We start from the raw sequence: 26504 nt of genomic DNA, 5'->3' as shown, positions 1-26504 counted from the left end.
AACGCCTCGTCGGGGATGGCCCCGGCGCCCCGACGAAAGGTGGAACATGACCGTCACCGACCAGTTCCGTGAAGCCCGCGACCGCCTCGTCTCCCTGCGGGGGGACCAGGCCAAGGCCCGGAAGGAATTCCGTTGGCCCGAGTTCGCCGAATTCAACTTCGGGCTGGATTGGTTCGACGCCGTCGCCGCCACCAGGGAACGGGCCGACACCCCGGCGTTGATCATCGTCGAGAAGGACGGCTCCTCCACCCGCAGGACCTGGGCCGAGCTATCCGAACGCTCCGGCCAGGTCGCCAACTGGATGCGCAGCGTGGGCTTCTCCCGCGGCGACAAGGCGATCCTGATGCTGGGCAACCAGGTGGAGTTGTGGGAGATCATGCTGGCGGCCATCAAGCTGGGCATCGTCATGATCCCGACCACCACCCAGATGGGGCCTGCCGATCTGGCGGACCGGGTCGAACGCGGTGGCGCCAGCTGGGCCATCGCCGGCACCACCGATCTGCCCAAATTCGCCGACGTGCCCGGGGACTACCGGTTGATCGCCATCGGGGACGCCCCCGCCCCCACCGCAGCGGGAGCCCCGGAGGTGCTGCCGTATTCGGCGTCGACCACGGCGCCGACCGGCTTCACCGCTGACGTACCCACCCGTGGTGACGAGACGCTGCTGCTGTATTTCACCTCCGGGACCACCTCGAAGGCCAAGCTGGTCGAGCATACCCATACCTCCTACCCGGTCGGGCACCTTTCGACGATGTACTGGATCGGCTTGGAACCCGGCGACGTGCACCTCAATGTCGCCTCCCCCGGTTGGGCCAAGCATGCGTGGTCGAATGTCTTCACCCCGTGGATCGCCGAGGCGACCGTCTTCATCTACAACTACGACAAATTCGACCCGGCGGCCCTGATGGATCAGATGGAGGCCGAGCAGGTCACCAGCTTCTGCGCCCCGCCCACGGTCTGGCGTCTACTCATCCAGGCGGATCTGACCCGGCTGAAGACCCCGCCGACGAAGGTCGTCTCCGCCGGGGAACCGCTCAACGCCGAAGTGATCGACCAGGTCCACCGCGCCTGGGGCCAACAGATCCGGGATGGCTTCGGCCAGACGGAGACCACCGTGCAGATCGCCAACTGCCCGGGCCAGCCGATGAAGATCGGTGCCATGGGCACCCCCCTGCCCGGTTACGACGTCGTCCTGGTCGACCAGGCCACCGGCGAAGAAGGCGATTTCGGGGAGATCTGCCTGCGCCTGGACCCCCGGCCGTTGGGGTTGATGAAGGCCTACTACGGCGATCAGGAGAAGACGGCAGCCGCCTTCCGCGACGGGTATTACCACACCGGGGATGTCGCCGAACGGGATGAGCGCGGGATCATCACCTACGTCGGCCGCGGCGATGACGTCTTCAAGTCCAGCGACTACCGGCTCAGCCCCTTCGAACTGGAGTCGGTGCTCATCGAGCACCCCGCGGTCGCCGAGGCCGCCGTCGTGCCCTCACCGGAGCCGATGAAGCTCAACGTGCCCAAGGCCTACGTCGTCCTGGCGGCCAGTTACGCCGCCGACGCCACGACGGCGGAGGACATCCTGGGCTACTGCCGGGAGCATCTCCCGGCGTTCAAGCGGATCCGCCGGCTGGAATTCGCTGAACTGCCCAAGACCATCTCGGGGAAGATCCGCCGGGTCGAGCTGCGCCGCAACGAAGAGCTGCGCCACGGCTCGGACACCCCTCCGCAGGGGCTGGGAGTGGAATACACGGACACCGATTTCCCGTCCCTGAAGGCGCGGGGATGAAGCCTCCACTCCCGTTCGACCCCATTGCCACGGCCCAACACAACTGGGAGGGCCAGGGGTGGACCGTCGAGGCGGCGCCGATGGCCGCCTTCACCGCGGTCATGCGCGCCCAGCAGATCCTGCTGCACCGCTGCGAGGCCGTGGTCAAGCCCTTCGGGCTGACCTTCGCCCGCTACGAGTTGCTGGCCCTGCTGTGGTTCTCGCGGACCGGTTCCCTGCCCATGGTCAAGGTCAGTGCCCTGCTGCAGGTCCACCCGACGTCGGTCACCAACGCAGTGGACCGGCTCGAGCGGGCCGGCTTCGTCGAACGCAGCCCGCACCCCACCGACGGCAGGACGACCCTGGTCTCGCTGACCGATCGCGGTCGGGACGTGGCAGCGCAGTCGACGGCGCAACTGAACTCCGTGGTGTTCTCGAATCCGGGGATGTCGGCCGCGGATATCAACGAACTGATCGAGATCCTCGGCCGCTTCCGTCGCGACGCCGGTGACTTCGAGGCGGAAACGGCCCCCTGACAGTTGCTGTCAGAGGGCCGTGATCGTCGCGCTCGGGACCCGCGGGTCAGTCGGACCCGTGGGAGCGGTCGCGGATCCCGGTGATGATGCCGGAGAAATCACGGCCGGCACCACCCTCGTCGCGGAATCGCTCGTAGATCCGTGCGGCCATCGGCCCGAGTTCGGCGGCGACCCCGGTGCTTTCGACGGCGCTCATCGCCAGGCCCAGGTCCTTGGCCATCAGCGCCCCGGCGAATCCGGGTTCGTAGTCGCGGTTCGCCGGGCTGGTCGGCACCGGACCGGGGACCGGGCAGTTCGTCGTCACGGCCCAGCATTGGCCCGAGGCCGTGGAGACGACGTCGTAGAGCGCCTGGTTGCTCAGCCCCAGCTTCTCGCCCAGGACGAAGGCCTCCGAGGCGGCGATCATGCTCACGCCCAGGATCATGTTGTTGCAGACCTTCGCCGCCTGCCCGGCCCCATGATCCCCGCAGTGGACCAGCTTCCCGCCCATGACCTCCAGGAGCGGACGAACCGATTCCAGGTCCGCTTCCAGGGCACCGATCATGAACGTCAGGGTCCCGGCTTCGGCGCCGACCACCCCACCGGAGACCGGGGCGTCGACACTGCGGTGTCCGGCCTCCACGGCCAGCCCGGCGGCTTCACGGGCGTCGTCGACATTGATGGTCGAGCAGTCCAGGAACACGGTGTCCGCGTCGACGGAGTCGAGCAGGCCGGGCCCGTCGACCCCACGATAGGCGTCGAGCAGCTGCTGTCCACCGGGGAACATGGTCAGGACCACCGAGGCCCCGCGGACGGCCTCGATCGCCGAGGAGGCGGTCGGCACCCCGGAGGCGGAGATGGCCTCGACGGCGGCAGGGACCACGTCGAAGGCCCGGACGTCGTAGCCGGCCTGCACCAGGTTCTTCGCCATGGGAGCACCCATGTGCCCGAGCCCGAGAAAGGCAATCGTTCCGGTTTCCGTGGTCATCATGCACGCTCCTTCGCGTCGGCGGCGAGTCCGAGCTCACCGCCTTGTTCGTCCGGGCCGAGCGGCTCGAAGTAGTCCCGGATCATTTCCGGGCTGATCTGTTCGAAGTTGGCCGGACTCCACTTCGGCTGGCGGTCCTTGTCGATGACCTGGGCCCGGATGCCCTCGAGGAAGTCAGGGGAGGCGAGCATGCGCACACCGACCCGGTAGTCCTGGTCCAGGGCCTCCTCCAGGCTCGACAGCCCGACGGCCCGGCGCAGTGCCGCCAACGTGGTCTTCACGGCCGTCGGCGACTTCGCGGCGATCAATTCGGCGGCTTCGGCGCCGTGGCCTCCACGGATGCGCAGGCGTCCCAGGATCCGTTCGATCGAGTCCCCGGCGTAGTCCTTGGCCATCCAGGTGGATTCGCCGGCGAGCGCCGAATCCGGCGCCGCCTGGGCGAACCGCCCGATGATCCCATCGACGTCGTCCCCCTGGCCTGCGGTTTCCAGTGCGGTGGCCAACTCGTCGAGCTGGCCGGAGGGGACGTAGGAATCGGCCAACCCCAGGAACAGGGCGTCGGCCGCATCGAGGTGGGAGCTGGTCAGCGCGGCGTGGGTTCCCGCTTCCCCCGGGGCCCGGGAGAGCAGGTGGAGCCCTCCGACGTCGGGGACGAAGCCGATGGTCGTTTCGGGCATCCCGCTGCGGGTGCGTTCGGTGACGATCCGGTGGCTGCCGTGCGCCGAGATACCCACCCCGCCACCGAGGACCAGTCCGTCCATGAAGGCGATGAAGGGTTTGGGGTAGTTGCGGATCAGCGCATTGAGCCGGTATTCGGTGCGCCAGAAGGCTGCGGTGCCGGCCCCGCCTTCGGGGATGTCACGGTAGATGGCCACGATGTCGCCCCCTGCGCAGAGGCCGCGGTCACCGGCGCCGGCGATCATCACGGACACCACCGCGTCGTCGTCGCTCCAGGCGGTGAGCTGGGCCAGGGTTGCTTCGACCATCCCGTGGGTCAGCGCGTTGACGGCCCTCGGTCGGTTCAGGGTGATGATGCCCAGCGTTCCTCGGACCTCGAACAGGACCTCGGGTTCGGTGGGGGCGTCGCTCATGGTTGTCCTTCCGGCGGTGCGGCGCTGGTGCGGCGGTCTTCCTCCGGCCCAGCGTCGGGTGGCAGTTCGTTGACCCGGACCGGCATAATCGACCATGGTCCAGGTCACTCGGACTCCAAGGTACTCGGACATCCTAGGAATTTCTAGGGAGCACCCATCCGCCGGGGGCTATCGTCCCACCGGGGCCCGGCGTAGCATCAGCCAGCTGCCGGTGGCGCTGATCAGCGCCACGAGGATCATGATCAGGGCGATCTTCGCGAAGGTCGCCCCCTCGAACCAGCCGAAGGGATTCACCCCGGCCGCCAGAAGCAACCAGATCAACGCCAGGAGGACCGCCACCGTGCCGAAGATGACCGCGATGACGCCCTTCTGGTTCCAGCGCAGGAATACGACGGCGAACATCGCCCCGATGAACAACATCGCGGCGCTGAGCCCGAACCCCATCAGGAAGGTGCTCGAATAGCTCCCGTTCCCGATGGCCACCACATCGAAGACCCGGGCCCCATTGAACCAGTGGCCGGTGGCCTTCTCCAGCGCCAGCAGCACGGTCATCGTCACCCCGATGAAGACGGACTCCAGGAGGAGTGCCAGGCAGGTGCCGACGAAGTACTGCCGCCGCGTGGAACCCATCCCCAGGGCAAAGGGCATGGTACGGGAGTAGGCCATGACGCCGATGCTCACGAAGTACCCGGCAAAGCACCACAAGGTCGCCTGGTTGTAGCCGAACCCCTCGGTCAGTTCCGCAGGGGAAGCCGGCGCAAAGGAACGCAATAAGCCCATGACGACGATGCACAGCACGATGATGCTGCCGAAGATGAACAGCGGGACCCCGATCATGCGCATCGGGTCCGCAAAATGCAGGCGCACGATCTTCATCAGGGCCCCGACGGGTCGCTGCGTGGGCAGGGTGGGCTGCGCGGACGGTGCGCCCGCCACGGGGCGCGGCTGGGTGATGCTCATCGGAGGGCCTCCTTGGCCTCGGTCTGGTCCTTCTCTGCTGGGTGGGCCACGGCGGCCGGCTCCCCGCCTTCAAGGAGCCCGTGGGCAGCCACGAGTTCCTGCAGGCTCACCGGGCCGACCTCTAGCCCGCCGGCCCGCGCATCGGCGTATAGACGTTCGTCGGGGATCCCGGCGATCGTCACCGAGCGCAGGCCTCCCAGGGCCTGGGTGCGCAGGACCTTCCGGGGCCCGGTCGCCTCGGCGACGGCAGTCGCCGTACCGGAGAGGGTGAAGGCCGAGGCGGTGGCCTCCTCCACGGAGGAGTCCAGGATCTTGCGGCCATCCTGCAGGACCACGACGTGCTCGAGCAGGTTCGCGGCCTCATCGATCAGGTGCGTGGACATGAGGATGGTGCGTGGATGCTCCATGTAGTCCTGAAGCAGGAGGTCGTAGAAGATGCCGCGGGCCGTCGCGTCGAGCCCGAGGTAGGGCTCGTCGAAAAAGGTGACAGGTGCCCGGGATGCCAGGCCCACGACGATGGCCACTGCGGAGAGCTGCCCGCGGGAGAGCTTCTTGATCGGCGTCTTCAGCGGTAGCCGGAATTCCCCGATCAGGCGCCGGGCAAACCCGGCATCCCAGCCGGCGTAGAACCAGGGGGCCGTGCGCAACACGTGGGAGACCTTGAACTCCTCGGGATATTTCTGGTTCTCCCGCGCGAAGCTGAGTTGGGCCAGCACCGCGGCATTTTCGAAGGGGTCCGCTCCCAGCACCCGGGCCTGGCCCGAGGTCTTGAGTTCCTGGCCGGCCAGGATGGACATCAAGGTCGTCTTCCCGGCTCCGTTGCGGCCCAGCAGGCCACAGATGGTGTTCTTTTCGATGCCGAGGCTGACATGATCCAGCGCGGCGGTGTGACGGTAGACCTTCGTCAGGTCGGTGGTTTCAATGGCGAGACTCATGATCGCGCCTCACTTTCCCGCGACGGCGGCACGGTGGCCGATCATCGCAATGAGTTCGTCGGAATCGATGCCCAGTCGTGCGGCCTCGTCGATCAGTGGTGAGAGGTACTGGTCCCCGAAGGCCTCGCGCCGGACGGACCTGAGCCGGTCGAGGGCCCCGGTGGCTACGAACATGCCGATACCTCTTCTTTTGTGCAGGATCCCGGCGTCGACGAGCCGGTTCAGCCCTTTTCCGGCGGTCGCCGGGTTGATCCGCATGAATGCCGCGAATTCGTTGGTCGAGGGGACCTGGGTCCCCTCCGGGTAGGTTCCTTCGAGGATCCGGCCCTCGATCTCCTCGGCGAGCTGGATGAAGATCGGCTTGGAATCGTCCATCGCGCTCACCGCCCGTTGGTTGGTTCATTGGTCATGTAACTAACCAAAGCACCTCGTTTTCCGCTCGTCAACCCCTGCGCCCGGAACGGCCCCGGATTGATAGGTTGGAGTCGTGAAGATTGCTACCTGGAACGTGAACTCCCTCCGAGCCCGCGCCGACCGCGTGGAAGACTGGCTGCGCCGCACCGACGCCGACGTGCTGGCCATCCAGGAGACCAAATGCAAGGACGAGAACTTCCCGTGGGAACTGTTCGAGAACAACGGCTACGAAGTCGCCCACTTCGGGTTCAGCCAGTGGAACGGGGTGGCCATCGCCTCCCGGGTCGGACTCGACGACGTCGAGCGGACGTTCCCCGACCAGCCGACCTTCGGCAAGGGCGGCAAGGATCCGGTCCAGGAGGCCCGGGCCATCGGCGCCACCTGCAACGGCGTACGAATCTGGAGCCTCTACGTCCCCAACGGCCGCGCCCTGCAGGACGAACACATGCCCTATAAGCTCGAGTGGCTGCGCCGGCTCAAGGAAAACGCCGCCGGCTGGATCGCCGATGATCCCCAGGCGCAGGTCGCCCTGATGGGTGACTGGAACATCGCCCCCTTGGACGAGGACGTCTGGGACATCGACTACTTCCACGACAATGAGCTGACCCACGTCTCAGGCCCCGAACGAGCAGCCTTCGAGGCCTTCGTTCAGGCCGGCTTCTCCGACGTCGTCCGCCCGCACACCCCCGGCCCGGGCGTCTACACCTACTGGGACTACACGAAGCTGCGCTTCCCCAAGAAGGAGGGCATGCGCATCGACTTCACCCTGGCCTCCCCGGCCCTGGCCCAACGGGTGACCGGGGCCTGGATCGACCGCGAGGAGCGCAAGGGCAAGGGCGCATCCGATCATGCCCCCGTGGTCGTGGAGCTGGATTAGATGACACAGACGGGGACACAGGCGCGGCGTCGGCTTCCCCCGACGTCGTATCTGCGGGTCTTCGAGCCATTACGCGCCTACGACGACGAAGCCCAACTGGCCATTGCGGCCCAACGCGGCGTGGGACGCACCGCCTTCGAGGAACGGGCGGCCGCCGAAGCCCTGGAACGGTTGACCCGCGGTGTTCCCGACCCGTTCCCCCACGAACAGGCCGAACGGTACCGGGAGCTGCACTACCCCGGGGCCGACGGGTTGACGGCACCGTACTATTGCCCGGACCAGCTACCGACCCGGGCGACCTTGGCTGCCGAGCAACTCGATTCCAGCATGCGCCCGGCCCTGTTGGAACTTCTGGTCCCCGACGCCGCCCGGGGGGCGAACGCCGGCCGCATCGGCTCCGAAGCCTTCGCCGGGGACGTCGCTTCGCTCCACACCCGCAGCGCGACCTGGGGCATCCCGTTGGGGTGGTTCGTCCTGATCACGGACGAGGACCACTGTGAACTCGAAGAGGACGGCACCACCTTGTTGACGGTCCGGCTCAGCGCCCCGGCCGTCCAGGTCCTGGAGCGCACCCGCCATGCGGCGGCCTCGCTGGCCCTCCACGCACCGGAACTGGAGATCCTGGACGAGCTCACCGCCCTGGATGAATGGCTGCACCTCTTCCACGAGGACTCGATCATCGAGTTGGATTACGGATCGATCGCCGAACGCGTATGGCCCGATGACTCCCCCCAGGACCTGCGGCATGGCATCGAGTCCTTATCCGAACAGGACATGCTCGGGGCGGCCGCCGCCTACCGTCGCCTGACCAACAGGTGGCTGAAGGTCCGTCAGCTCGCCCGCGCCAACTGACGCGCCGCCGGAAAACTTTCGATAGGCTAACCCCGTGTTTATTCAAACGAACCGATTTTCCACGGGTGCCCGCGTATGACGGGGGGCTCCGGGACCGCCTGGATGTACAGCGACGCGATCGTCTTCGGGATTCCCCTGATCGGCGCATTTGCCTGGTGCTTGATCTATCCGGCCTACCGCGCGCTGAAAGGCAGCTGGCGCTCCTGGGTCAATGCTCCCCCATACCTGCCATGGCAGGCTTCGTTGACCAATACGTGGCCCTTCATCCTGCTGTCCATGGGCCTGGCCATCGTCGTGGTCATGCCATCCCTGGTCTTCGAGGCACTGGGTTGGGAGGCAGCCCGGAAATTCATGTGGAACGGCCCCTTCTGGATCCCCTGGATCGGAGCCATCGTGGGAATCTTCTGGTGGCCCAAATCATTCGGACCCGCTTGGTACCGCACCTGGCGCCGGGCCGGAGGCAAGCGAAGCATCATGGCGTTCACCGAATCCGATATCGCCGCTGTCCGGCGTCTACCCGAAGGCAAGCGTCGACGCCGGCTGGAAAAGAACATCGAGGCCTGCCGCAGCTACAGCGCACAGGCCTCCGACCAACCCGTCCGCCGCTAGGCAGGAGCCACCATCATGGAAACCAAGATCCCGGGCCGCACCGGACGTGCGACGCTGGTCCTCGAAGAACCCTGGCAAGCAGAATCCATCCGCGACGAATTCGAACTCTTCGCCTACCTGGCTGGTCCTGAAGGGACCTTCGCGCCCAACCTGATCGTGACCGTGAACCCGTTCGACGGCACCATCGACGAGTTCCTCGACCGCGCCGTCCACGGCCTCACGACGACCCTCCAGAAGCCCTACCTGTTCGACGTCAGGATCTGGGACAAGGAACAATCCCTTGACGATGACTCCGTCCCGTCCGTCGATGATCTGGACGTACTGTCGATGGGTCGAACCATCGCCTACACCCACGAATCAACCCAAACGAGAGCAACCCTGCGCTCCGCGGAGTGGCTGTTCATCGACTCGGGTCTGGCCATCCAGGTGACTGGAACGACCACCACCGCCCAGTGGCCGATCTTCGAACCCACGCTTGGAACCATGGCCCGTTCCGTGTCCACCTCAACAGAAGGCGCATCATGACCGGGAAAGACACCATCTACTTCAGCGGCACCGACCCCGTTGCCCAAGCAGCGTTACGGGCGCCCCTGCCCGATCTGGGCGAAATCGGTACCCAGCAGCCCTTTTCCTACGATGGAGCATGGGTCCACAGCGGTGCCGTCGAGCTTCTGATGAAGATGGTGGGCGGTTATCGTCCCGGCCGCTTGCAGCAGAGGCTCCAGCGGTCCCAGCTGGAAGAGCTGCGGGAGGCAGAGCTGGTCTCGGGAAACGAACTCACCTCCGGTGGGCAGCTTCTCGTCGCGGTCATGAATGAAGCCGAGGCTTCCTTCCGTCTCTCCGGGCTCATCGAGAATCACGAGTACCTGTTCCAATGCTGGGCCTCGGAGCAGATGGCCCTCATCATCACCCAGCCTGGGTATCATGCCGCCGGCAACCCGGAATTCGTTGAACAGCCGACCCCGGCCCACGTCAACATCCGTGTGGTCCCCCTGCTGGATCTCTCGACGCTGATGGCCAAGTGGGTGGGCCTCGCTCCGGCATGGAACTTCGACCTCCTCCCCGTTGAAATCCCCATGACCGCGATAGAAGACCAAATGAACGGGTCCTCGGCTGTCCCGGACGATGCCAACGATGTACTCCAGGATGCGTGGCGGGAGAAGTGGATGCTCTGGAGTCTCGAGGGCAGTTGCCCGGCCGGCGATCTGGACCCCTTGACCTACCTGACGGCCGGTCGTCGGGGCCAGCACCGCTTGGCCCAGCAGGAAAGCGAGTCGGTCATGCTGATCCCCACTGGTTCGACCTATGTCTTCGACCAAATCGAGGACCGCCTCCAGGCCATGGTGTTCCAACGAGACCCCGTCCTGCCCTGACGGGGCCCAAAACGATAGGATCCTTGAATGATTGAAGACGCCAACTGGTATTTGCTCTTTTGGCCGGCTTTTTGGGTTTTCGTGCTCGTCGTGCTGGCACTGTGGTGGATTCCGACCCAGGTCGCCCGCAAGGCGTTAAACGGTAGATGGCGCAGCTGGGTGTTGGCTCCGAGCATCCCCTTCCAGATATCCTCGCGCAACGCCTGGCCCTTCATGTTTGCTGCCGCCTCCGTATCGTTGGGGATCGCGCTGCTCTCCCTCCCCGCGGAAGTCTTGGGATGGGAACGGGCCCGCCAAACCGTGTGGGATCTATTCTTCGCTCCCTGGGCGTTCGTCATCCTCTCCTTTGCCTGGTGGCCCCTGTGGCTGAGCCCGCGGTGGTACCGCTCCTGGGGCCAGGCCGGTGGCACCCGAGAAACCAATCCCTGGATGGAAGAGGAAGTGGCCATCGTGCAGGCCAAGGAGCCGTCGAAGAAGCGGGCAAAGCAACTGGCTGACATCGAGCGCTGCGCGGAAATCCTCCGTGGGCTCCCGACGCCCGGAGGAGCCGCTGAAACGTGTCACGGGGATTTGTCCGAGGAGACAGCATAATCATGGAAGTAACCACCGACCCGGCAGAAGTCTGGCTCAACTTCATCTATACCCCCAATCTGATCATCGGCACCGTGATGATCCTGTTGATCATCTTCGGCCTGGCATACCCGGCACTGAAGGCACTGCATGGAAACTGGCGATCGTGGGTATTGGCTCCCGGCGTCATCAACGTTCCGCTGACGTGGTTCCAGACCAGGCATAAGTGGCCCTATATGTTGTTGTGCTTCGCTACTGCCCTGACGATGATGTTGCCGACCATTTATTTCGAAGCGGCCAATGACGAGCGCATGCGCCAGCTGTGGTGGACCCTCCCGATTTTTTGGGGCCCGTGGCTGGCAGGAATCGTGTCGTTCCTCTGGTGGCCGCTCCGGGCGACCCCCCGCTGGAACCGCGATTGGGAACGTCGACGGGAGGATGAATCGCGCGCCATCCCCTTCACGGATGAAGAGATTGCTGCCTTTGAGGCAATGCCTGCCGACAGTAGCCTGCGCCGTCGTCGCCTCCGCAATGTCAGGGCGTGCCGGCTGTACGCTTCCGGGCGCCAGAACGCTTTCGTGCCGCCATGGAAGGATCGCCAAGATCAGGACATGACGGAATCATGACATCCGATCAGCCGATCACCGGTCGAACCGGTAGAGCTTCATTCAGGATCCCTGCGGCATGGGTCAGCGGATCGGTCCGGGAGGGAACCGAGCTCCTGGCCTACCTGCCTGGCCCGGCCGGACGGTTCGCACCGAACCTCGTAGTAACCGTGGCCCCGTTCGACGACACGTTGGATAAGCTCGCAGTACGGGCCATCGATGGCCTCACGGACCACCTGGTGAATTCCTTCATCGTCGACGTCCGCCTATGGGACGTCCCCGGCCGGGTGATCCACTACACGCACCAATCCCCTGACGACCGGCTGCGGGTTCGGGCCTGCGACTTCCTCACCATCCAAAACGGGCTCGCACTCCAGGTCACCACGACGTGTGCCGTCTCCGATTGGCCCGCCTTCTCCGAGATCTTCGAGCAGATCGCCCGGTCGACCACGGCGATGGAGGCCGCCGTATGAGTACCTTCGTCCCCGATGCGGCCACGGCAACCAGCTACGGAACCCCTCTGCCGGACCTGACCGCCGTGGCCTCACACCAGCCTTTCCACTACGAGGGGTCATGGCTCAACGGAAAATCGATCGAGTTCCTGTCGGGCCGCGGGCAGGATCCAGTCATCGGTCTCCTCCAGCGCTTCATCCACGCCGCCGAGGTCAAAGAGCTGGAGGCTGCTGCCCTGGTCGACGGCAACAAGCTGACCAGACGCGGACAGGCGGTCAACGCCTTGATGCGTGATTCGCCCTTCACGTTCCGGGTCTCGGCGCTCCATGATGGCCGCCAGGAACTACTGCAGATCTGGGCCAACGACGAGATGGCGCTGGTCATTGCCGGCTCCGCCTGGAACGACGGTCAATTCGATCCAGCTCAGCAGCGGCCTGACGACGAGCTTTTCAACGTAGAGCTGGTGCCCCTGCCGGATCTCAGTACGCACATCCTGCGCTGGCTGGGTATCGGCCCGGCCTGGAATCTGGCCCTGGAACCCGACTCCATGGGCATGGACATCCTCGACGCGAAGGTCATGCGCAACGCCCCACCTCCCGCCCCGGACGCTGCCAACGAAGCGTTCCGGGACGCGTGGACGGAACCGTGGATGATTTGGAGTTTCGACGGCGTCGGCCAGGACGGCAGCCTGGAGTCCCTGACCTACGTCCACGCGGGACGGCGCGGTCAATACCGGCTGGCACAGCCCGACGAGCACAGCATGCTCCTGGTCCCCATGGGTTCCAGCGCGGTTCTGGACCAGATCGAGGACAGGATCCAGGCAATGCTCTTCACGCGGCCGGTGCATCTGCTCTAGACCCGTCCCCGAACGGGGCCCCGCGTCGGTCCGGGGCACCTGCCGGCCCCCGGGCCTGCATTAGGCTGGAGACGATTCATTCGTCTCTGATACCCACTGTCCGGATCCCGGCAAAGACCCCCTGAGGAGTTCCATGTCCAAGCACGCCCAGCACACCCCCTGGTGGCAGGATGCGGTCATCTACCAGGTGTATCCGCGTTCCTTCGCCGATGCCGACGCGAACGGCATGGGCGATCTGCGTGGAGTGGCCTCCAAGATCGGGTACCTGAAGAAGCTGGGGGTGAACGCCGTCTGGCTCTCCCCCTTCTACAAGTCCCCGCAGGCCGATGCCGGCTACGACGTCGCCGACTACCGTCAGGTGGACCCCTTGTTCGGCACGCTGGAGGACTTCGACGACATGCTGGCCCGGGCCCACGCCGAAGACATCCGCATCATCGTGGACCTGGTGCCCAACCACACCTCGGACGAGCATGTCTGGTTCGGCCAGGCACTCGCCGCGGCCCCCGGCTCCCCCGAACGCGACCGCTATATCTTCCGCGATGGCCAGGGCCCCGCAGGCGACGTGGAGCCCAATAACTGGCAGTCATTATTCGGCGGACCGGCTTGGACCCGCACTACCAACGCCGACGGCAGCCCGGGGCAGTGGTATCTGCACCTTTTCGATACCAAGCAGCCCGATTTGAACTGGGAGAACGAAGAGGTCCACGCCGAGATGCGCTCCGTCCTGCGTTTCTGGCTGGACCGCGGGGTGGACGGCTTCCGGGTTGATGTCGCCCACGGCATGGTCAAGGCCGAGGGCCTGCCGGATTGGTCGGAGAAGGTCAGCATGGTCCAGGGCAACGAGGAGGCCGCAGCCAGCGCCACCCCACCGTATTTCGATCAGGAGGGCGTCCATGCGATCTACGAGGAGTGGAACGCGGTGCTCGCGGAGTACGACGGCGACCGCATGATGGTCGCGGAAGCCTGGGTCGAGCCGATGGAGCGGATCTTCCGCTACGTCCGCGCAGGTGAAATGCAGCAGGCCTTCAACTTCGGCTTCCTGCTGGCCGGCTGGAATGCCCGGAACATCGTGGAGAACGTGACCGAGACCCTGGCCGAGGCCGCCGTCGTGGCCGCACCGCCGACCTGGGTGCTGTCCAACCACGATACGGTCCGGCACTGCTCACGCTTCGGCCTGACCGACCCGACCTCGTTCCCCAAGGGCATCGCCGCCCAGGATGAACAGCCCGACGAGGCCCTGGGCGCCGCCCGCGGACGGGCCGCGGCCCTGATCATGTTCGCGCTGCCCGGTTCCGCCTACATCTACCAGGGCGATGAGTTGACGTTGCCCGAACACACCACGCTGCCCGATCAGCTGCGCCAGGACCCCAGCTTCTTCCGCACCGAGGGGGCCGAACGGGGCCGTGACGGGTGCCGCATCCCCATGCCGTGGGCCGCCGGTGAAGAGGGGCTGGGTTTCTCCCCCGTCAACCACGATGCCGGCACGCAGGAATCCGGCGCCGCCGAACCGTGGCTGCCGCAGCCCGAAAGCTACACCCGCTACGCGGCAGACCAGCAGGTGGGCGTCGAAGGCTCGGCCTTCGAGTTGTATCGGTCGTTGCTCTCCCACCGTGCCGAGCGGGAACTGGGCCGCGGTCAGCTGGACTGGGCGCCGGCCAATGCCCCGTCCGAGGGAGTGCTCTCCTACACCAACGGCACCTTGCAGGTGCTGGCCAACCTGGGCACCAAGCCGGTGGAGGTCCCCGCGGGGATGTCGGTGCTGGCCGCCAGCGCTCCGGAAGTGTGCACCGACGACGGCCTGCTCAAACCCGATGCCGCGCTGTGGCTGGTGCCCGAACAGTAGGTCAGCGCACCCTTTCGGCCCGTGACATGCGGGTGCGGGCGCCGGTGGCCAGGTGGATGACCACCGGGCCACTGGCGCCGAGCACCTGGTCCAGGTCAACGGCGAGCGCCGAGAGGTCCTCGGCAATCCGGTAGGGCGCAGCCCCGAGCCGGGGCTGGACCTTGATCCGCAGCCCGGCGCTGGACCGTGGCGAGGACCAGGAGGTCACCGATATCGACACCAGGTCCGGGCGTCCCGCCAGGGAGGCCTTGAAGGCTTGTTCGGGAACGGCAGCGGCGAGTTCAACCACCCCACGGGTCCCTTCCTCACGGTATTCGCGGGCGAAGATCCCGGTCTTGCCCTGCCCCTGGACGGCGGCCCACCAGATCATCAACAGGATCAGGGCGATCATCACCACCGAGACCACGATCCACAACCAGGAATCACGCTGGCCCTCCAGCGTGGTGTTGTCCAGTAATTGCATGAAGCCGGTGCGCAGCTCGTCGGCGAGGCCACGCCAGCCCGAGGCGTAGCCGGGGAAGCCTGCCAGGAGCAGCCCGTGGAGGCCCACCCCGGTCATGAGCAGGCCCAGGAAGGTGAGCACGATGCGGTTGGTCGCGCGCGGGGTCCGGTTCATTGTCCGACCACCCCCGTCTCGGCGACCTGGATCCTGACGTCGGGGAACGGGTCGATCCGGTTGGCCTCCAGTTCATCGCGGACGGCAGCGTGGACCGCCTCGGCGTCGATGCCGATGCCGGAGGTCGGGCGCAGTTGGACGTCGACGTGGTTGCGGCTGACGATCACCACGACCTGTTCGGGGGCCACCCCGGCTTCGGTGCGGGCCCGACGGGCCAGGGTGGAGGCGAGCACGCCGTCGTCGATGACCACGATCGCCCGCTCGTTGGGGATCGCGTGCCGGGCCCTGCGGCCAGGCAGCACCCCGTGGAGCAGGAAGAACAATCCCAGGGCCAGCACCACCAGCGAACCGGCAGCGAGCACCAGGGAGTTGGCCGACTCCGGCAGGCGGGTAAGCCAGTCACCCCATTCGCCCGGGGAACGGATCCACACCTCCTGGCCCAGCGACTTCATCGCCGCCTCGAACATGAAGTAGAGGCAGATCGCGGTGACCAGCACCGCGGCGATGATGGAAGCGGTCGATCGGGCGCTATGCAGTTCGTGGGACTGGAGCTTGCGGCGTTCGTCGTCGTTCATGACGTCCTCCTTCTGCGCAGGACGACGCCGGTGACCCGGACGTCGACGCGGCTGACATGGGAGCCGGTGAGCTCCACGAACCGGTCGCGCACCGTGGACCGGGCATCACGGGCCCGGCCCATCACCGATTCGGAGGCGTCCAGGCCCGCGGGCCGGTCATAGGCCAACGGGGCAATGGGCAAGGGCAGGCTCAGTCGCAGGGCCAAGGCACCGAATTCGTCATTGAGCGAGACCCTGATGCTTCCCGGCTGCACGTCGAAGACCTCGGAGGCGATGATCCGGGCGGAACTGGTCAGGGCCTGCGTACTGATCCGGGTGTGTCCGGCCCGGGGGCGCCGCCCGGGGCCGGTGGTCTCGGCGCTCACGATGAGGAACGCCGTCCGGTCAGGGCGTCACGGACCCGACGCATATCAAGACGGCCATCCATGAACCGTCCGACCAGCATGCCGACAGCCAGGAAGACGGCCATCAGCAGGAATCCCCCGAAGCCGTGGGTCAGGGCCGCCCAGCCGAGCACGGCGGCGACGGCGAGTCCGAGCGCTGTGGGGTTCATGGCTGCTCCATCCTTCCGGGGGTGTCGGGGTCGACGATCGAGGCGGAGCCGGTGGTGGGCGCCCTCGAGGGCATTTCCGGCACGACGGGCCCGGGGACCGCCTGCTCGGGGACTTCGGGGGCGCAGACATCGGCGATTTCGATGTTCACTTCAATCACGTGCAACCCGGTCAGCTCGTCGACGGCCGCATAGACCGCCGCCCTCACGTCCTCGGCGATCCGTTGCAGTGGACGGCCGTGTTCGGCCGTCAGCGTGATGTCCACGGCCACCTCGGCCTGACCGACTTCCGCGGTGACGCCCTGTGCTACATCCCCGGCACCCACGGCACCACGGAGCGCCCCCAGGGCCCGGTTGGAACCAACCCCGAGTGAATGAACGCCGGCGACGGTGCGGGCGGCACCCGCCGCGACCTTGGCCGCCGCGGCATCGGTGATCGTCGTCGTTCCCGCGGTCGCCGGGTGCGCGGCGGTGTGCTCGGGCTGGTTCATCGGTGACGGCCTTTCGTTCGAAGCGCACGGACCCGCCTCCAGCCTACCGTCAGTGGGAAAGGACCACGGATGCAGAAAACCCCCCGGGATACCCGAGGGGTTCTAGCTGGTGGCTCCGACCGGCGTCGATCCGGTGACCTTTCGATTTTCAGTCGAACGCTCTACCAACTGAGCTACAGAGCCTGGCATCATCTAGGCGATGATCACCGTGATCTTCCCTCACAAGGAAAATCAAAGCGACCCTGACGGGACTTGAACCCGCGACCTCCGCCGTGACAGGGCGGCGCGCTAACCAGCTGCGCTACAGGGCCTAGTTTCACAAGGTTTTACCCTCGCTTCACAAGTCCTAAATAATACCAGATGATTTCATACTGGTGAAATCAGGACCTGCTCGTACCCCCAACGGGATTCGAACCCGTGCCGCCGCCGTGAAAGGGCGGTGTCCTAGGCCGCTAGACGATGGGGGCCGGACGACTGTCGAACATAAGAGTCCTTCAGCGACGTCATCAACTATAAGGCACCTTTCGCCCCGCGCAAAACCGTGCCTTCACCGCCGGAACGGCGCAGTGGATAGAGTCGCCTCATGGCCTACAGCATGTCGGATGAAGATTTCGAGAACGCCGCCTCCGAGGCACTGGACAACATCCCCGAACGCCTGCTGGCCATGATGGACAACGTGGTCGTTTTCATCGAGGACAAGTACATCCCGCTGCCGGACGAGGACCCGGAGACCTCGCTGCTGGGACTTTATGACGGCATCCCCCTCACCGAGCGCGACGACGGCTGGGGCGCCGGCGCCCTGCCCGACAGGATCATCATCTTCCAGCAGGACACCTTGGCGGCGTGCTCGTCCCGCGAAGAGGTCATCGCCGAGGTCCAGATCACGATGGTGCACGAGATCGCGCATCATTTCGGCATCGACGACGAAGCGCTCCACCATTGGGGCTGGGGCTGATCGAGACCTCCTCACGAGCCGGGACCCCCTCTCGGCCGGTCGAAAGTTTGCGCAACGCCGAGGAATATGCAACGAAATGACACGGATGTTATTTATGATGAAGACGTGACTCGTGTTGCCACTGTTACCTATTCTCCTCTAGTCTCGGGTGAAGCAGTAACCTAACCGTGACCTGACGCACGCCCTGGCGGGCCGCGTTGGACGCTCGGTTCGGTTCACCACTCGCAGTGAGGATTCGATATGGCCAAGGGCCAATTTCTGGGCGTAGCCACGTGCACGGTCGCCTTGATCGGGGGAACCCTGATGACCGGAGGTGCAGCGACCGCTGCACCGGTCGACACGACCATCAACAGCTCCGCCTTCGGTAACACGTTCGCCGCGTCCGTCCCCACGGACCGCACCCTTCCCTCCAAGGCCGAGGTCACCGCCGCCAAGAAGGACCCCGCGGCCTTGAAGGCCATGGTCTCCGACATCGAGGACCTCATCGGGGATTCGACCCGGGAGCTGACCGACGCCGAGGCCTCCGCGGCCAACGACCAGGACGCCTACGAGACCACCTCCCAGACCCTGGCCAAGCGCAACGAGGCAGCTGCTGCGGCCAGCACGGAAGCAGCCAAGGCCACCAAGTACTACGACTCGGTGAAGAAGCAGGTCGGGCAACTGGCCAGCGACCTCTACCGCAACGGCGGGGTCAACCCCGGCATCACCTCCCTGGTGAACGATTCAGAGCACAACGATGTGTTGTATAAGGCCGCGACGATGAACACGCTGGCCACCAACCGTTCGAATACGCTCACCACAGCCCAGCAGGCCGCGTCCTTGTGGGCCGACTGGCAGAACTACGCCGACGCAGCCGAGACGGCAGCCACCGAGGCTGCCGACGCGAACGAGACCGCCCTCCAGGCGGCCGAGCGCACCCGCACGGCCTACGCGGACCGCGTCACCGAGCAGAAGAAGCTCCGCAGCGAACTCATCGACCAGCTCGCCTACCTCCGCGATACCGAACGCGCCGACGAAGCCAAACGCATCACCGCGATGGAGGATGCCCAACGCGAAGAGGCCCTCCAGACCGAACTGGCCACAGCACCGGCGGAACCGGCGGCACAGGAGCCGGCCGAAGAGCCACAGGCCCTCGCCGCTGCCCCGGAGGCAGTACCGGACGAGGCCACCGGCAACACGTCACTGGCCCCGGCCCCCCAGACCAAGACCACGAAGCCCAGCCAGGCCCCGGTGGCCGCCCAGGCCCCGGCCACGGATCCGAAACCGGTCGCCGCTTCGACCCCCTCCCCGGTGAAGGCCGCCCCCCGGGAGCCAGCCAACACCCAGACCTCGGAGCCCAAGCCGGCAGCTCCTGCCGCCTCGAATTCCGGGCCCACGACAGCACAGAAGAAGGCCGCCGCGCACAAGCGGGCCCAAGAGCAGGCGGCAGCCAAGAAGGCCCGGTCCGAGGCGGCGCAGGCCGCCGCAAACAAGAAGGCCACCGCGGCAGCGGAACGACGAGCGCAAGCCGCAGCGGATAAGAAGGCCGCCGAACAACGAGCGCAAGCCGCAGCAGACCGGCGGGCGCAGCAAAAGGCCGCCGCGGACAAGAAGGCCAGGGAGAAGGCCGCGGCAGCGAAGCGGGCCAAGGAGAAGGCAGCCGCCGAGGCCGCACAGTCCTCCTCCGGCTCGTCCAAGGAATCGGCCATCGCCTGGGCTCTGGGGACCGCCTCCGATAACAGCAAGGGCTACGTCTTCGGCGCCAACGGACCCAACTCCTACGACTGCTCGAGTTTCGCGCAGCGGGCCTTCGCCAAGAGCGGCATCTCACTGCCACGGACTTCATCGCAGCAGTATTTCGCCGGGGGCACGAAGGTTCCGCTGAGCCAGCTCAAGCGCGGTGACCTGGTGTTCTCCACCAGCAACGGCGGCGCGTCGTTCTACCACGTCGCCATCTACCTCGGTGGAGGACAGGTCGTCCATGCCCGGAACCCCTCAGCCGGGATCTCGACCACCCCGCTGAGCTGGGTCAACAACATCTACTCCTACGGCGTGCGCTACTGATCCAGCGCCGCAAGGCCGGAAAAGGCCCCCGTCCCACCATGGTGGGACGGGGGCCTTTCCAGTGGAGGGCGAATTGGTTGCCGCCGGCTCAGTCCACGTCGTCGGTATCGAAGTCGGCGCGGTCCTCCAAGCGGGGATCCGGGGAATCGGGGACCACCAGCACCGGGCCCTTGGAGTGGTGGAGGACGCCCTGCGAGGTGGAGCCCAGCAGCATGCCGGCGAACCCGCCCCGGCCGCGTGAACCAGTCACCAGCAGCTCGGCCCTCGAGGACTCCTCGATGAGCACCTCGATCGGGGCTCCTTGGATCACCTCGGTTTCGATGACCAGCTCAGGGAAGTGGCTGGTCAGCCAACGGACGCCGACCTTGAGTTGGCGGCGTACATCCAGGGTCAGTGCCTCCTGGTCGACGGTGGCCGGCATCCAGGCCAGCGATCCGCTCACGGGAGGCAGTGCACACACCACCCGCAGCGGTACCGCCCGCAGCATGGCCTGCTCCGCCGCCACCAGGACGGCCCGCCGGGCCCGATCCGAACCGTCGATGCCCACGACGACGACGTCGCGGATCTCCGGGTCGGCTTCCGAACGTTCGGCGGTGCAGACCGGCACGACGACGGTGGGACATTTGGAGTGGGCGGGCAGGGCACTACTGACCGATCCGAGGAGCCGGCCCACGAAACCGCCGCGGCCGCGGGTCCCGACCACGATGAGGTCGGCCTCTTCACTGAGTTCCATCAGCACGCCCGAGGGGTCGCCCGATTCGATGCGCAGGCGGACGTCCACCTCCGTTTCACCGATACGCTCCCGGGCGGCGTCCAGCACCTCCTGGGCGCCATCCCGGATGACCTGGTCATCCAGGGTCGCGTACCCGGCATCCATGCTGGACGCGGCGAAGACCGGGATCGTGTAACAGGTGACGACATTCAACGGCACCCCGCGCCGTCGAGCCTCGACGGCCGCCCAGTCCAGGGCACATAGCGCCGGGTCCGAACCGTCGACGCCGACGACGATGCCCTCCGCCGACATCGCGGCCTCCTGTGGAACGTTTGCCTCACTCATGACGGTCACTCCTTGGCAGTCGGCCTATGCTTCTTCCGGCTATGAAACCACCGGGGTGGTTCACTTCCTCACACTACCTACTTCCAAGTCGTTTGAGCCCCACTAGGCACATTAGGATTCTGCCCATGGCTAAAAACGGGCTCGGCACCCTCGATCGATATTTCAAGATCACTGAACGTGGTTCCAACTACTCCCGGGAGATCCGCGGCGGGCTGGCGACCTTCTTCGCCATGAGTTACATCGTGGTGCTCAACCCGCTGATCCTCAGCGGTGCCGATTCCACCGGAGCCGAGCTCGGTTCGGCCCGCGTCGCCGCAGCCACCGCCCTGGTCGCCGGCATCCTGACGATCCTCATGGGGGCCTGGGCCAAACACCCCTTCGCCCTGGCCACCGGGCTGGGAGTGAACGCCTTCGTCGCCGTGACCGTCGCGACGAACCCCGGCCTGACCTGGCCGGACGTCATGGGGTTGGTCGTCATCTCCGGCACCACCATGCTGGTACTGGTTCTCACCGGCTTCCGGACCGCGGTGTTCAACGCCGTGCCCCCGAGCCTGAAGACCGCCATCGTGGTGGGCATCGGCATGTTCATCGCCCTCATCGGCCTGGTCAATGCCGGCTTCGTGCGGCGCATCCCCGACGAGGCCGGGACCACGGTGCCGGTCGGACTCGGATTCGACGGCGAACTCATCGGCTGGCCCACCCTGGTCTTCGTGGTGGGCCTGTTGCTGACCATGGCCCTGGTGGTCCGCAAGGTCAAGGGGGCGATCCTCATCGGCATTGTCGCCGCCTCGGCACTGGCCAACCTCCTCGAAGCCGTCTTCCACATCGGCCCGTCCTTCGACGGCACCACCTCCAACCCGCAGGGCTGGTCGCTCGTGGTCCCGTCCACCCCCGACTGGCAGGCCCCCGACCTGAGCCTGATCGGCCAGGCCAACGTGGTCGGACCGTTCCAGCATCTGGGCGCCACCTCGGCGCTGCTGCTGGCCTTCGTCATCCTGCTCTCGATCTTCTTCGACGCCATGGGCACCATGGTCGGGCTGGCCAACGAGGCCGGGAACGTCGACGAGGACGGAAACATCCATGACGTCGACCGCGTGCTGCTGGTCGATTCGCTCGGGGCCATCGCCGGCGGCGGCGCCTCCTCCTCGTCGAGCCAGATCTTCGTCGAATCCGGGGCCGGCATCGGCGAGGGGGCGCGCACCGGCCTGGCCTCGATCGTCACCGGGCTGTTGTTCATCGCCGCGATGTTCCTGACCCCGCTGATCCACCTGGTGCCCTTCGAGGCCGTGGCCCCGGCGTTGGTGGTGGTCGGGTTCATGATGATCACCCAGATCACCAGGATCGACTGGACCGATTGGGGGGTGGCGCTGCCGGCCTTCCTGACCTTCGTCCTGATGCCCTTCACCTATTCCATCGCCAACGGCATCGGTGCCGGTTTCGTCGCCTACGTCTTCATCCGGGCCGTGCAGGGTCGGGCCAAGGAGATCCATCCCCTGATGTGGGCCGTGGCCGCGGCGTTCGTGGTGTTCTTCGGGATCGGCGTCATCGATCAGGCCATCGGCATCTAGCGTCCCCGGGCCCACCGCGCCGGCAGGGTCTAGGCTGACCGGATGGCACATGAAGGCTCGTATGTATGGCAGCTGCGTCAGGACGTGGGTTCGCGCCTGCTGCTGGTGCCCGGCGCCCAGGTGATCGCCCTGGACGACGAGGGCAGGGCCCTGTTCCAGCGCCGGGTCGATACCGGGCAATGGGAGTTCCCCGGAGGGGCCGCCGAACCCGGCCAGGGCTTCCGGGCCGCCGCCTGTGCGGAACTGGCCGAGGAGACCGGGCTCGTCGCCCCACCGGCGGAGCTGGTCCCGTTCGCGTCATTATCGGATCCCGAATACCACGAGCTGCTCTATCCCAACGGCGACCGGCTGCATGCCTTCGGCTTGTGCTTCCTCTGGCGCGGGGCCCACGGGCGGGTCCGGGCCGAGGAGTCCGAGGTCACCGAAGTGGCTTTCCGGCCGTTGGCGGATCCTCCGCACCCGATGAGCCGTTCCGCGGCCCGGGTGCTGGAGCTCTACCTCGAATATGTGCGCACGGGCGACTTCCAGGCCTTCTAGCCGGGGGTTCCCGGTCCATCGTCGATGACCGCCGAGGTCCCGGCGAAGGAACGGACGCGGGCGTCTTCCCAATACTGGGCGGGCACTGCACCGCCGAGCAGCTCGCGCAACATCCCTGGTCCCGCCGGGATGGGGGCGTTGGAGCCGGCAATGACCATGTTTCCGTAGCGACGGCCCTTGAGCATCGCCGGGTCGGCCACGATCGCCGTGTGGGCGAAGACGGCACCGATGGTGGCGGCCTCCCGGCGTGCCGTCTCTAATTTCGGGGTGTCCCCGCAGTTCACGATGTACAGCCCCTCCCCGGCCAGGACGCGGGCCGCCTCGCGGGTGAAGCCCACGGTGGTCAGGTCCGCAGGGGTCTTATCCCCGGCGAAGACGTCACGGATGAGCAGATCCCGGGTGTCATCGGTCAGCGAGCGCAGGACCTCGCCCGCCTCCCCCACCCGCAGGCGCAGTTTCGGCGCCCGCGGCAGGTCGAACCACCCGCGCACCAACTCGGCGAGGCGTCCGTCGAGTTCAACGACCACCTGGCGGGCCTCCGGGTAGGCGGCAGCGATCCACCGGGCCATCGAACACGCCCCGCCGCCCAGATGCAGGGCCCGCAACCGCGGCCCACCGCCGTCGCGCTCCTGCGGGTAGCGGGCGCCCACCAGGGCGGCCATCCAGCGCATGTATTCGAAATCCAGACGCAACGGATCCCCGACATCGACATGCGAGGACGGCACCCCGTTGACCTTCAGGATCCAGCCGCCGTCGTCATAGGGGTCTCGTTCAAGGGTCGCCGTCCCCGTATCGATCGGATAGTCCCCCGGTTGGGGGTCCCGCCTCTCTGCTGGACCGGCCGTCGTCTTCCGGGGACGGGTCTTGCCCGACGAATTTCCGCGGGAGCGGGATTTAGCCACGGGGACCCGGCCTGACCATCCGCACTTCATCCAGGCCCGCCCACTCATCGGCGAGCAGCTCACGGGCGCCGTCGAAGTCGAACCCGTGCTTGCGGTAGAAGGCCTGGGCGCGCGGATTGTGTTCGAGGATCCACACCACTGCCGGCAGGTTCCCGATCGTCGCCCGCATCAATCCGGCCCCGAGTCCGGTCCCGTGGGCCTCGGCGAGCACATAGAGCATCTGCAGTTCCGCCACGGCACCGGTCGGGGCATCCTCGTCATGGACGGGGGCACCGCCGGCACAACCGACGACCCGCCCATCCGGGGCGGTGGCGATCCACAGGTCGGCCCCGGCCGCCAGTCCGCGGGTCCACCAGTCGATCTGGGCCTCGCGGCGGGCCTCCTCGGCCTCGAAGAACGACTCGGGGCGCTGGTCGGCATAGGTTTCCCGCCAGGCGGCGAGTTTCATGGCCAAGGTGCCGGCAATGTCCTCGGTCGTGGCCTTCCGGATGGTGTAGTCGTTGATTCGCACCCCACCAGCGTACTGGGGTCACCGCCGAGGACCGCCACGGCCCCCGATCAGCTGTCGCTGCGTTCCAACGCCTTCTGCAGGCGGTCGATCTTCCCGGTCAGCTCACCGGTATGGCCGGGGCGGATATCGGCCTTGAGGACCAGCGAGACCCGGTTGCCGTAGGCGGCGACCGCCTCCGTGGCCCGCTTGACCACATCCATCACCTCATCCCATTCCCCTTCGATCTCGGTGAACATCGAGGACGTGTTGTTCGGCAGGCCGGATTCCCTGACGACCTGCACGGCAGCGGCCACGGCTTCGTGGACCGACCCGTCGGTGTTCGGCATGTTGGTGGAAACAGAGAAGGCAACGATCATGCCCTCAGGATCCCACCACGGGAGACGGTTGTCACCCATGCATTGTGTTCAGACGCACATCCTGTGCCACAGTTAATGCGGTTCGCCGACACCGTGGACCGCCTTCCCTTAGCCGCTACCCCAGGTAGGACCATGCAAGAATCACGGACTTCCACCCCGCCGACGACGTCGGGGCCCTCCCTCGAGCGGAAGCTCTCCCTCCGGCATATCCGTTTCATCGCCCTCGGTTCGGCGATCGGTACCGGCCTGTTCTACGGGTCCGCCGAAACCATCCAGGCGGCCGGGCCCGCGGTGCTGGTGGCCTACATCATCGCCGGCTGCGTGGTCTTCACGGTGATGCGTGCCCTGGGCGAGATGGCGGTCCGCCACCCGGTGGCCGGTTCCTTCGCGCAATACGCCAACCGGTACATCAGCCCGCTGTCAGGTTTCCTGGTGGGGTGGACCTTCGCCTTCGAGATGGTCGTCGTCGCGATCGCCGACATGACCGCCGTGGGCCAATACATGGGCATGTGGTACCCGGACGCCCCGGGCTGGATCTGGATGCTGGCCGCCATGCTGCTCATCGGCGGATTGAACCTGTTGCGGGTCAGCGTGTTCGGGGAGCTGGAATTCTGGTTCACGCTGGTCAAGATCGTCACCATCATCTCCATGATCGTCGGCGGCCTCTACCTCATCATCTTCGCCGTCCAGGTCGGCGGCTACCAGCCGGGCCTGCACAACCTCTTCGACCACGGTGGGTTCGCCCCCTTCGGTGTCTGGGGCATCGTCATGAGCCTGGGCATCGTGGTCTTCTCCTTCGGCGGCATCGAAACCCTGGGCATGACCGCCGGGGAGACCGGGGACCCGGCCCAGGCCATCCCGAAGGCCGTGAACACCGTCCCGATGCGCATCCTGCTCTTCTACGTGCTCTCCATCGGGGTGATGCTCTGCCTGTTCCCCTGGAACGAGATCGGCTCCGAGGGCAGCCCCTTCGTGCAGGTCTTCGCCGGCCTCGGCATCCCGGCCGCGGAACACATCATCAACGCCGTCGTCCTCACCGCCGCGTTGTCCGCCATGAACTCCATCTTCTACGCAGCCACCCGCACCATGTTCGGGCTGGCCGAACAGGGCAATGCGCCGGCTTCCTTCGGGCGGCTCTCCCGCAACGGGATCCCGCTCTGGCCGGTGGCCCTGATCTCGGTGTGCCTACTGATCGGTCTGGGACTCTACTTCTGGATCCCCGACCAGCTTTTCCTCATCGTCGCCTCCATCGCCACGTTCGCCACCGTCTTCACCTGGGGAACCATCCTGCTGGCCCACCACCGGATGCGCCTGGAACTGCGGGCCACCGGCCAGCCGGCAGGGAACTACGTCCTGCCGTTCTGGCCCGTGCTGAGCTACCTGGGGTTGGCCTTCATGGTCTTCATCGTGTTCATCCTGGGCTTCAGCGAAGCCGGACGGACTGCGCTGGTGGTCGGCGCCGTCTGGACCCTCATGCTGCTGATCGCCTACCGCTTCGTCGGGCCGGAGGGACGGCGCAGGATCGAGTTGGAGACCGCCGAAATCCAGGGGTGAGACAGGATCAACCGATCGGTTGATGGAACGAAGGACGCTCGACGGGAGAGTGGATACATAGGCCATCCGGCCACCACGACCCC

31 protein-coding genes and 3 tRNA genes are annotated in these 26504 nt (G+C 66.4%); 17 read left to right on the top strand and 17 right to left on the bottom strand.

Features of this window, described 5'->3' with window-relative positions:
* Positions 1–46 precede the first annotated feature (46 nt).
* Positions 47–1786, top strand: coding sequence for an AMP-binding protein (locus tag ACT3S6_RS09625; RefSeq protein ID WP_444554752.1), 1740 nt, complete (start codon positions 47–49; stop codon positions 1784–1786).
* Positions 1783–2301: a MarR family winged helix-turn-helix transcriptional regulator gene (locus tag ACT3S6_RS09620; RefSeq protein ID WP_444554751.1), complete on the top strand. Its 519-nt coding sequence runs from the start codon at positions 1783–1785 to the stop codon at positions 2299–2301. Before ACT3S6_RS09625 ends, ACT3S6_RS09620 begins: the two co-directional genes overlap by 4 nt.
* Before the next feature lie 46 nt (positions 2302–2347).
* Here the strand turns inward: ACT3S6_RS09620 and mmsB are convergent, their stop codons facing one another.
* The 5 genes from mmsB to ACT3S6_RS09595 form a co-directional block, all read right to left on the bottom strand.
* Positions 2348–3271 (bottom strand): 3-hydroxyisobutyrate dehydrogenase, encoded by a 924-nt coding sequence (gene mmsB / locus ACT3S6_RS09615; protein WP_444554750.1) that lies wholly within the window; start codon positions 3269–3271, stop codon positions 2348–2350.
* The gene (locus tag ACT3S6_RS09610; RefSeq protein WP_444554749.1) at positions 3268–4359 is read right to left on the bottom strand and encodes an enoyl-CoA hydratase/isomerase family protein; all 1092 of its coding nucleotides are present in this window, start codon (positions 4357–4359) and stop codon (positions 3268–3270) included. Before ACT3S6_RS09610 ends, mmsB begins: the two co-directional genes overlap by 4 nt.
* A 168-nt stretch (positions 4360–4527) precedes the next feature.
* Positions 4528–5319 carry a hypothetical protein gene (locus tag ACT3S6_RS09605; protein ID WP_444554748.1) on the bottom strand — a complete coding sequence of 264 codons (792 nt, stop codon included), beginning with the start codon at positions 5317–5319 and terminating at the stop codon, positions 4528–4530.
* Positions 5316–6254, bottom strand: coding sequence for an ATP-binding cassette domain-containing protein (locus tag ACT3S6_RS09600; protein WP_444554747.1), 939 nt, complete (start codon positions 6252–6254; stop codon positions 5316–5318). The genes ACT3S6_RS09605 and ACT3S6_RS09600 overlap by 4 nt, the downstream gene beginning before the upstream one ends.
* 9 nt (positions 6255–6263) lie before the next feature.
* Positions 6264–6629, bottom strand: coding sequence for a GntR family transcriptional regulator (locus ACT3S6_RS09595; protein ID WP_444554746.1), 366 nt, complete (start codon positions 6627–6629; stop codon positions 6264–6266).
* A 112-nt stretch (positions 6630–6741) separates the two neighbouring features.
* Here ACT3S6_RS09595 and ACT3S6_RS09590 point away from each other — a divergent pair, with 112 nt between their 5' ends.
* The 10 genes from ACT3S6_RS09590 (at position 6742) to ACT3S6_RS09545 (ending at position 14706) form a co-directional block, all read left to right on the top strand.
* Positions 6742–7545, top strand: coding sequence for an exodeoxyribonuclease III (locus ACT3S6_RS09590; protein ID WP_444554745.1), 804 nt, complete (start codon positions 6742–6744; stop codon positions 7543–7545).
* A complete protein-coding gene (locus tag ACT3S6_RS09585) occupies positions 7546–8397 on the top strand; it encodes a hypothetical protein (RefSeq protein WP_444554744.1) in 852 nt (283 codons plus the stop codon).
* A 102-nt stretch (positions 8398–8499) separates the two neighbouring features.
* A complete protein-coding gene (locus ACT3S6_RS09580) occupies positions 8500–9006 on the top strand; it encodes a hypothetical protein (RefSeq protein ID WP_444554743.1) in 507 nt (168 codons plus the stop codon).
* 15 nt (positions 9007–9021) lie between these two features.
* Positions 9022–9531: a hypothetical protein gene (locus ACT3S6_RS09575; protein WP_444554742.1), complete on the top strand. Its 510-nt coding sequence runs from the start codon at positions 9022–9024 to the stop codon at positions 9529–9531.
* Positions 9528–10379, top strand: a complete 852-nt coding sequence (locus ACT3S6_RS09570) for a hypothetical protein (protein WP_444554741.1) — start codon at positions 9528–9530, stop codon at positions 10377–10379. Before ACT3S6_RS09575 ends, ACT3S6_RS09570 begins: the two co-directional genes overlap by 4 nt.
* Positions 10380–10406: 27 nt before the next feature.
* On the top strand, positions 10407–10970 hold the full coding sequence (locus ACT3S6_RS09565; RefSeq protein WP_444554740.1) for a hypothetical protein: 564 nt from the start codon (positions 10407–10409) through the stop codon (positions 10968–10970).
* Between the two features lie 2 nt (positions 10971–10972).
* A complete protein-coding gene (locus ACT3S6_RS09560; RefSeq protein ID WP_444554739.1) occupies positions 10973–11575 on the top strand; it encodes a hypothetical protein in 603 nt (200 codons plus the stop codon).
* Positions 11572–12027: a hypothetical protein gene (locus tag ACT3S6_RS09555; protein WP_444554738.1), complete on the top strand. Its 456-nt coding sequence runs from the start codon at positions 11572–11574 to the stop codon at positions 12025–12027. Before ACT3S6_RS09560 ends, ACT3S6_RS09555 begins: the two co-directional genes overlap by 4 nt.
* On the top strand, positions 12024–12863 hold the full coding sequence (locus ACT3S6_RS09550) for a hypothetical protein (RefSeq protein WP_444554737.1): 840 nt from the start codon (positions 12024–12026) through the stop codon (positions 12861–12863). Before ACT3S6_RS09555 ends, ACT3S6_RS09550 begins: the two co-directional genes overlap by 4 nt.
* Positions 12864–12996: 133 nt before the next feature.
* Entirely contained in the window at positions 12997–14706 is a 1710-nt protein-coding gene (locus ACT3S6_RS09545; RefSeq protein ID WP_444554736.1) for a glycoside hydrolase family 13 protein, read from the top strand.
* Position 14707: 1 nt separating this feature from the next.
* Here ACT3S6_RS09545 and ACT3S6_RS09540 read toward each other — a convergent pair whose 3' ends face one another.
* The 8 genes from ACT3S6_RS09540 to ACT3S6_RS09505 form a co-directional block, all read right to left on the bottom strand.
* Positions 14708–15322, bottom strand: coding sequence for a hypothetical protein (locus ACT3S6_RS09540; protein ID WP_444554735.1), 615 nt, complete (start codon positions 15320–15322; stop codon positions 14708–14710).
* Positions 15319–15897, bottom strand: coding sequence for a DUF6286 domain-containing protein (locus tag ACT3S6_RS09535; RefSeq protein WP_444554734.1), 579 nt, complete (start codon positions 15895–15897; stop codon positions 15319–15321). The genes ACT3S6_RS09540 and ACT3S6_RS09535 overlap by 4 nt, the downstream gene beginning before the upstream one ends.
* Entirely contained in the window at positions 15894–16262 is a 369-nt protein-coding gene (locus ACT3S6_RS09530) for a hypothetical protein (RefSeq protein WP_444554733.1), read from the bottom strand. Before ACT3S6_RS09530 ends, ACT3S6_RS09535 begins: the two co-directional genes overlap by 4 nt.
* Positions 16259–16450, bottom strand: coding sequence for a hypothetical protein (locus ACT3S6_RS09525; protein ID WP_444554732.1), 192 nt, complete (start codon positions 16448–16450; stop codon positions 16259–16261). Before ACT3S6_RS09525 ends, ACT3S6_RS09530 begins: the two co-directional genes overlap by 4 nt.
* Entirely contained in the window at positions 16447–16938 is a 492-nt protein-coding gene (locus ACT3S6_RS09520) for an Asp23/Gls24 family envelope stress response protein (protein WP_444554731.1), read from the bottom strand. The genes ACT3S6_RS09525 and ACT3S6_RS09520 overlap by 4 nt, the downstream gene beginning before the upstream one ends.
* Positions 16939–17045: 107 nt before the next feature.
* Positions 17046–17121: transfer RNA gene (locus ACT3S6_RS09515), tRNA-Phe, on the bottom strand.
* A gap of 54 nt (positions 17122–17175) precedes the next feature.
* Positions 17176–17249: transfer RNA gene (locus ACT3S6_RS09510), tRNA-Asp, on the bottom strand.
* An 83-nt stretch (positions 17250–17332) separates the two neighbouring features.
* A tRNA-Glu gene (locus ACT3S6_RS09505) sits at positions 17333–17405 on the bottom strand.
* Between the two features lie 116 nt (positions 17406–17521).
* On the opposite strand from ACT3S6_RS09505, the gene ACT3S6_RS09500 reads away from it, so the two are divergent.
* Together ACT3S6_RS09500 and ACT3S6_RS09495 are read left to right on the top strand one after the other, a co-directional pair.
* Positions 17522–17893 carry a metallopeptidase family protein gene (locus ACT3S6_RS09500; RefSeq protein ID WP_444554730.1) on the top strand — a complete coding sequence of 124 codons (372 nt, stop codon included), beginning with the start codon at positions 17522–17524 and terminating at the stop codon, positions 17891–17893.
* A 240-nt stretch (positions 17894–18133) separates the two neighbouring features.
* A complete protein-coding gene (locus ACT3S6_RS09495; protein WP_444554729.1) occupies positions 18134–19936 on the top strand; it encodes an NlpC/P60 family protein in 1803 nt (600 codons plus the stop codon).
* 88 nt (positions 19937–20024) lie between these two features.
* On the opposite strand, the gene ACT3S6_RS09490 is transcribed toward ACT3S6_RS09495, so the two are convergent.
* Positions 20025–20993 carry a universal stress protein gene (locus tag ACT3S6_RS09490; RefSeq protein ID WP_444554728.1) on the bottom strand — a complete coding sequence of 323 codons (969 nt, stop codon included), beginning with the start codon at positions 20991–20993 and terminating at the stop codon, positions 20025–20027.
* A gap of 125 nt (positions 20994–21118) precedes the next feature.
* Between ACT3S6_RS09490 and ACT3S6_RS09485 the strand changes: the two genes are divergently transcribed.
* The gene (locus ACT3S6_RS09485) at positions 21119–22561 is read left to right on the top strand and encodes an NCS2 family permease (RefSeq protein ID WP_444554727.1); all 1443 of its coding nucleotides are present in this window, start codon (positions 21119–21121) and stop codon (positions 22559–22561) included.
* Between the two features lie 42 nt (positions 22562–22603).
* Complete coding sequence (locus ACT3S6_RS09480; RefSeq protein ID WP_444554726.1) at positions 22604–23098, top strand: NUDIX domain-containing protein; 495 nt, start codon at positions 22604–22606, stop codon at positions 23096–23098.
* On the opposite strand, the gene ACT3S6_RS09475 is transcribed toward ACT3S6_RS09480, so the two are convergent.
* Genes ACT3S6_RS09475 through ACT3S6_RS09465 form a run of 3 tightly spaced genes read right to left on the bottom strand, consistent with a single transcriptional unit; the run spans position 23095 to position 24867 of the window.
* A complete protein-coding gene (locus ACT3S6_RS09475) occupies positions 23095–24000 on the bottom strand; it encodes a spermidine synthase (RefSeq protein ID WP_444554725.1) in 906 nt (301 codons plus the stop codon). The two genes, ACT3S6_RS09480 and ACT3S6_RS09475, sit on opposite strands and share 4 nt — an antisense overlap.
* Positions 23993–24511: a GNAT family N-acetyltransferase gene (locus tag ACT3S6_RS09470; RefSeq protein ID WP_444554724.1), complete on the bottom strand. Its 519-nt coding sequence runs from the start codon at positions 24509–24511 to the stop codon at positions 23993–23995. The genes ACT3S6_RS09475 and ACT3S6_RS09470 overlap by 8 nt, the downstream gene beginning before the upstream one ends.
* Before the next feature lie 47 nt (positions 24512–24558).
* Complete coding sequence (locus ACT3S6_RS09465) at positions 24559–24867, bottom strand: thiamine-binding protein (RefSeq protein ID WP_444554723.1); 309 nt, start codon at positions 24865–24867, stop codon at positions 24559–24561.
* 132 nt (positions 24868–24999) lie between these two features.
* Here ACT3S6_RS09465 and ACT3S6_RS09460 point away from each other — a divergent pair, with 132 nt between their 5' ends.
* Complete coding sequence (locus ACT3S6_RS09460) at positions 25000–26421, top strand: amino acid permease (protein WP_444554722.1); 1422 nt, start codon at positions 25000–25002, stop codon at positions 26419–26421.
* Positions 26422–26504 lie beyond the last annotated feature (83 nt).

Origin of the sequence: Arthrobacter sp. AOP36-C1-22 (assembly GCF_052377515.1) — a bacterium.
Lineage (GTDB): Bacteria > Actinomycetota > Actinomycetes > Actinomycetales > Micrococcaceae > Arthrobacter_H.
Note: the sequence above shows the minus strand (reverse complement) of the source record. Positions and strands in the feature narration are given on the sequence as shown.

Excerpts from the sequence above, each read along its gene's own strand:
- ACT3S6_RS09625 (WP_444554752.1), top strand. The coding sequence starts at position 47 with ATGACCGTCACCGACCAGTTCCGTGAAGCCCGCGACCGCCTCGTCTCC.
- ACT3S6_RS09620 (WP_444554751.1), top strand. The coding sequence starts at position 1,783 with ATGAAGCCTCCACTCCCGTTCGACCCCATTGCCACGGCCCAACACAAC.
- mmsB (WP_444554750.1), bottom strand. The coding sequence starts at position 3,271 with ATGATGACCACGGAAACCGGAACGATTGCCTTTCTCGGGCTCGGGCAC.
- ACT3S6_RS09610 (WP_444554749.1), bottom strand. The coding sequence starts at position 4,359 with ATGAGCGACGCCCCCACCGAACCCGAGGTCCTGTTCGAGGTCCGAGGA.
- ACT3S6_RS09605 (WP_444554748.1), bottom strand. The coding sequence starts at position 5,319 with ATGAGCATCACCCAGCCGCGCCCCGTGGCGGGCGCACCGTCCGCGCAG.
- ACT3S6_RS09600 (WP_444554747.1), bottom strand. The coding sequence starts at position 6,254 with ATGAGTCTCGCCATTGAAACCACCGACCTGACGAAGGTCTACCGTCAC.
- ACT3S6_RS09595 (WP_444554746.1), bottom strand. The coding sequence starts at position 6,629 with ATGGACGATTCCAAGCCGATCTTCATCCAGCTCGCCGAGGAGATCGAG.
- ACT3S6_RS09585 (WP_444554744.1), top strand. The coding sequence starts at position 7,546 with ATGACACAGACGGGGACACAGGCGCGGCGTCGGCTTCCCCCGACGTCG.
- ACT3S6_RS09580 (WP_444554743.1), top strand. The coding sequence starts at position 8,500 with ATGTACAGCGACGCGATCGTCTTCGGGATTCCCCTGATCGGCGCATTT.
- ACT3S6_RS09575 (WP_444554742.1), top strand. The coding sequence starts at position 9,022 with ATGGAAACCAAGATCCCGGGCCGCACCGGACGTGCGACGCTGGTCCTC.
- ACT3S6_RS09570 (WP_444554741.1), top strand. The coding sequence starts at position 9,528 with ATGACCGGGAAAGACACCATCTACTTCAGCGGCACCGACCCCGTTGCC.
- ACT3S6_RS09565 (WP_444554740.1), top strand. The coding sequence starts at position 10,407 with ATGATTGAAGACGCCAACTGGTATTTGCTCTTTTGGCCGGCTTTTTGG.
- ACT3S6_RS09560 (WP_444554739.1), top strand. The coding sequence starts at position 10,973 with ATGGAAGTAACCACCGACCCGGCAGAAGTCTGGCTCAACTTCATCTAT.
- ACT3S6_RS09555 (WP_444554738.1), top strand. The coding sequence starts at position 11,572 with ATGACATCCGATCAGCCGATCACCGGTCGAACCGGTAGAGCTTCATTC.
- ACT3S6_RS09550 (WP_444554737.1), top strand. The coding sequence starts at position 12,024 with ATGAGTACCTTCGTCCCCGATGCGGCCACGGCAACCAGCTACGGAACC.
- ACT3S6_RS09545 (WP_444554736.1), top strand. The coding sequence starts at position 12,997 with ATGTCCAAGCACGCCCAGCACACCCCCTGGTGGCAGGATGCGGTCATC.
- ACT3S6_RS09540 (WP_444554735.1), bottom strand. The coding sequence starts at position 15,322 with ATGAACCGGACCCCGCGCGCGACCAACCGCATCGTGCTCACCTTCCTG.
- ACT3S6_RS09535 (WP_444554734.1), bottom strand. The coding sequence starts at position 15,897 with ATGAACGACGACGAACGCCGCAAGCTCCAGTCCCACGAACTGCATAGC.
- ACT3S6_RS09525 (WP_444554732.1), bottom strand. The coding sequence starts at position 16,450 with ATGAACCCCACAGCGCTCGGACTCGCCGTCGCCGCCGTGCTCGGCTGG.
- ACT3S6_RS09520 (WP_444554731.1), bottom strand. The coding sequence starts at position 16,938 with ATGAACCAGCCCGAGCACACCGCCGCGCACCCGGCGACCGCGGGAACG.
- ACT3S6_RS09500 (WP_444554730.1), top strand. The coding sequence starts at position 17,522 with ATGGCCTACAGCATGTCGGATGAAGATTTCGAGAACGCCGCCTCCGAG.
- ACT3S6_RS09495 (WP_444554729.1), top strand. The coding sequence starts at position 18,134 with ATGGCCAAGGGCCAATTTCTGGGCGTAGCCACGTGCACGGTCGCCTTG.
- ACT3S6_RS09490 (WP_444554728.1), bottom strand. The coding sequence starts at position 20,993 with ATGAGTGAGGCAAACGTTCCACAGGAGGCCGCGATGTCGGCGGAGGGC.
- ACT3S6_RS09485 (WP_444554727.1), top strand. The coding sequence starts at position 21,119 with ATGGCTAAAAACGGGCTCGGCACCCTCGATCGATATTTCAAGATCACT.
- ACT3S6_RS09480 (WP_444554726.1), top strand. The coding sequence starts at position 22,604 with ATGGCACATGAAGGCTCGTATGTATGGCAGCTGCGTCAGGACGTGGGT.
- ACT3S6_RS09465 (WP_444554723.1), bottom strand. The coding sequence starts at position 24,867 with ATGATCGTTGCCTTCTCTGTTTCCACCAACATGCCGAACACCGACGGG.
- ACT3S6_RS09460 (WP_444554722.1), top strand. The coding sequence starts at position 25,000 with ATGCAAGAATCACGGACTTCCACCCCGCCGACGACGTCGGGGCCCTCC.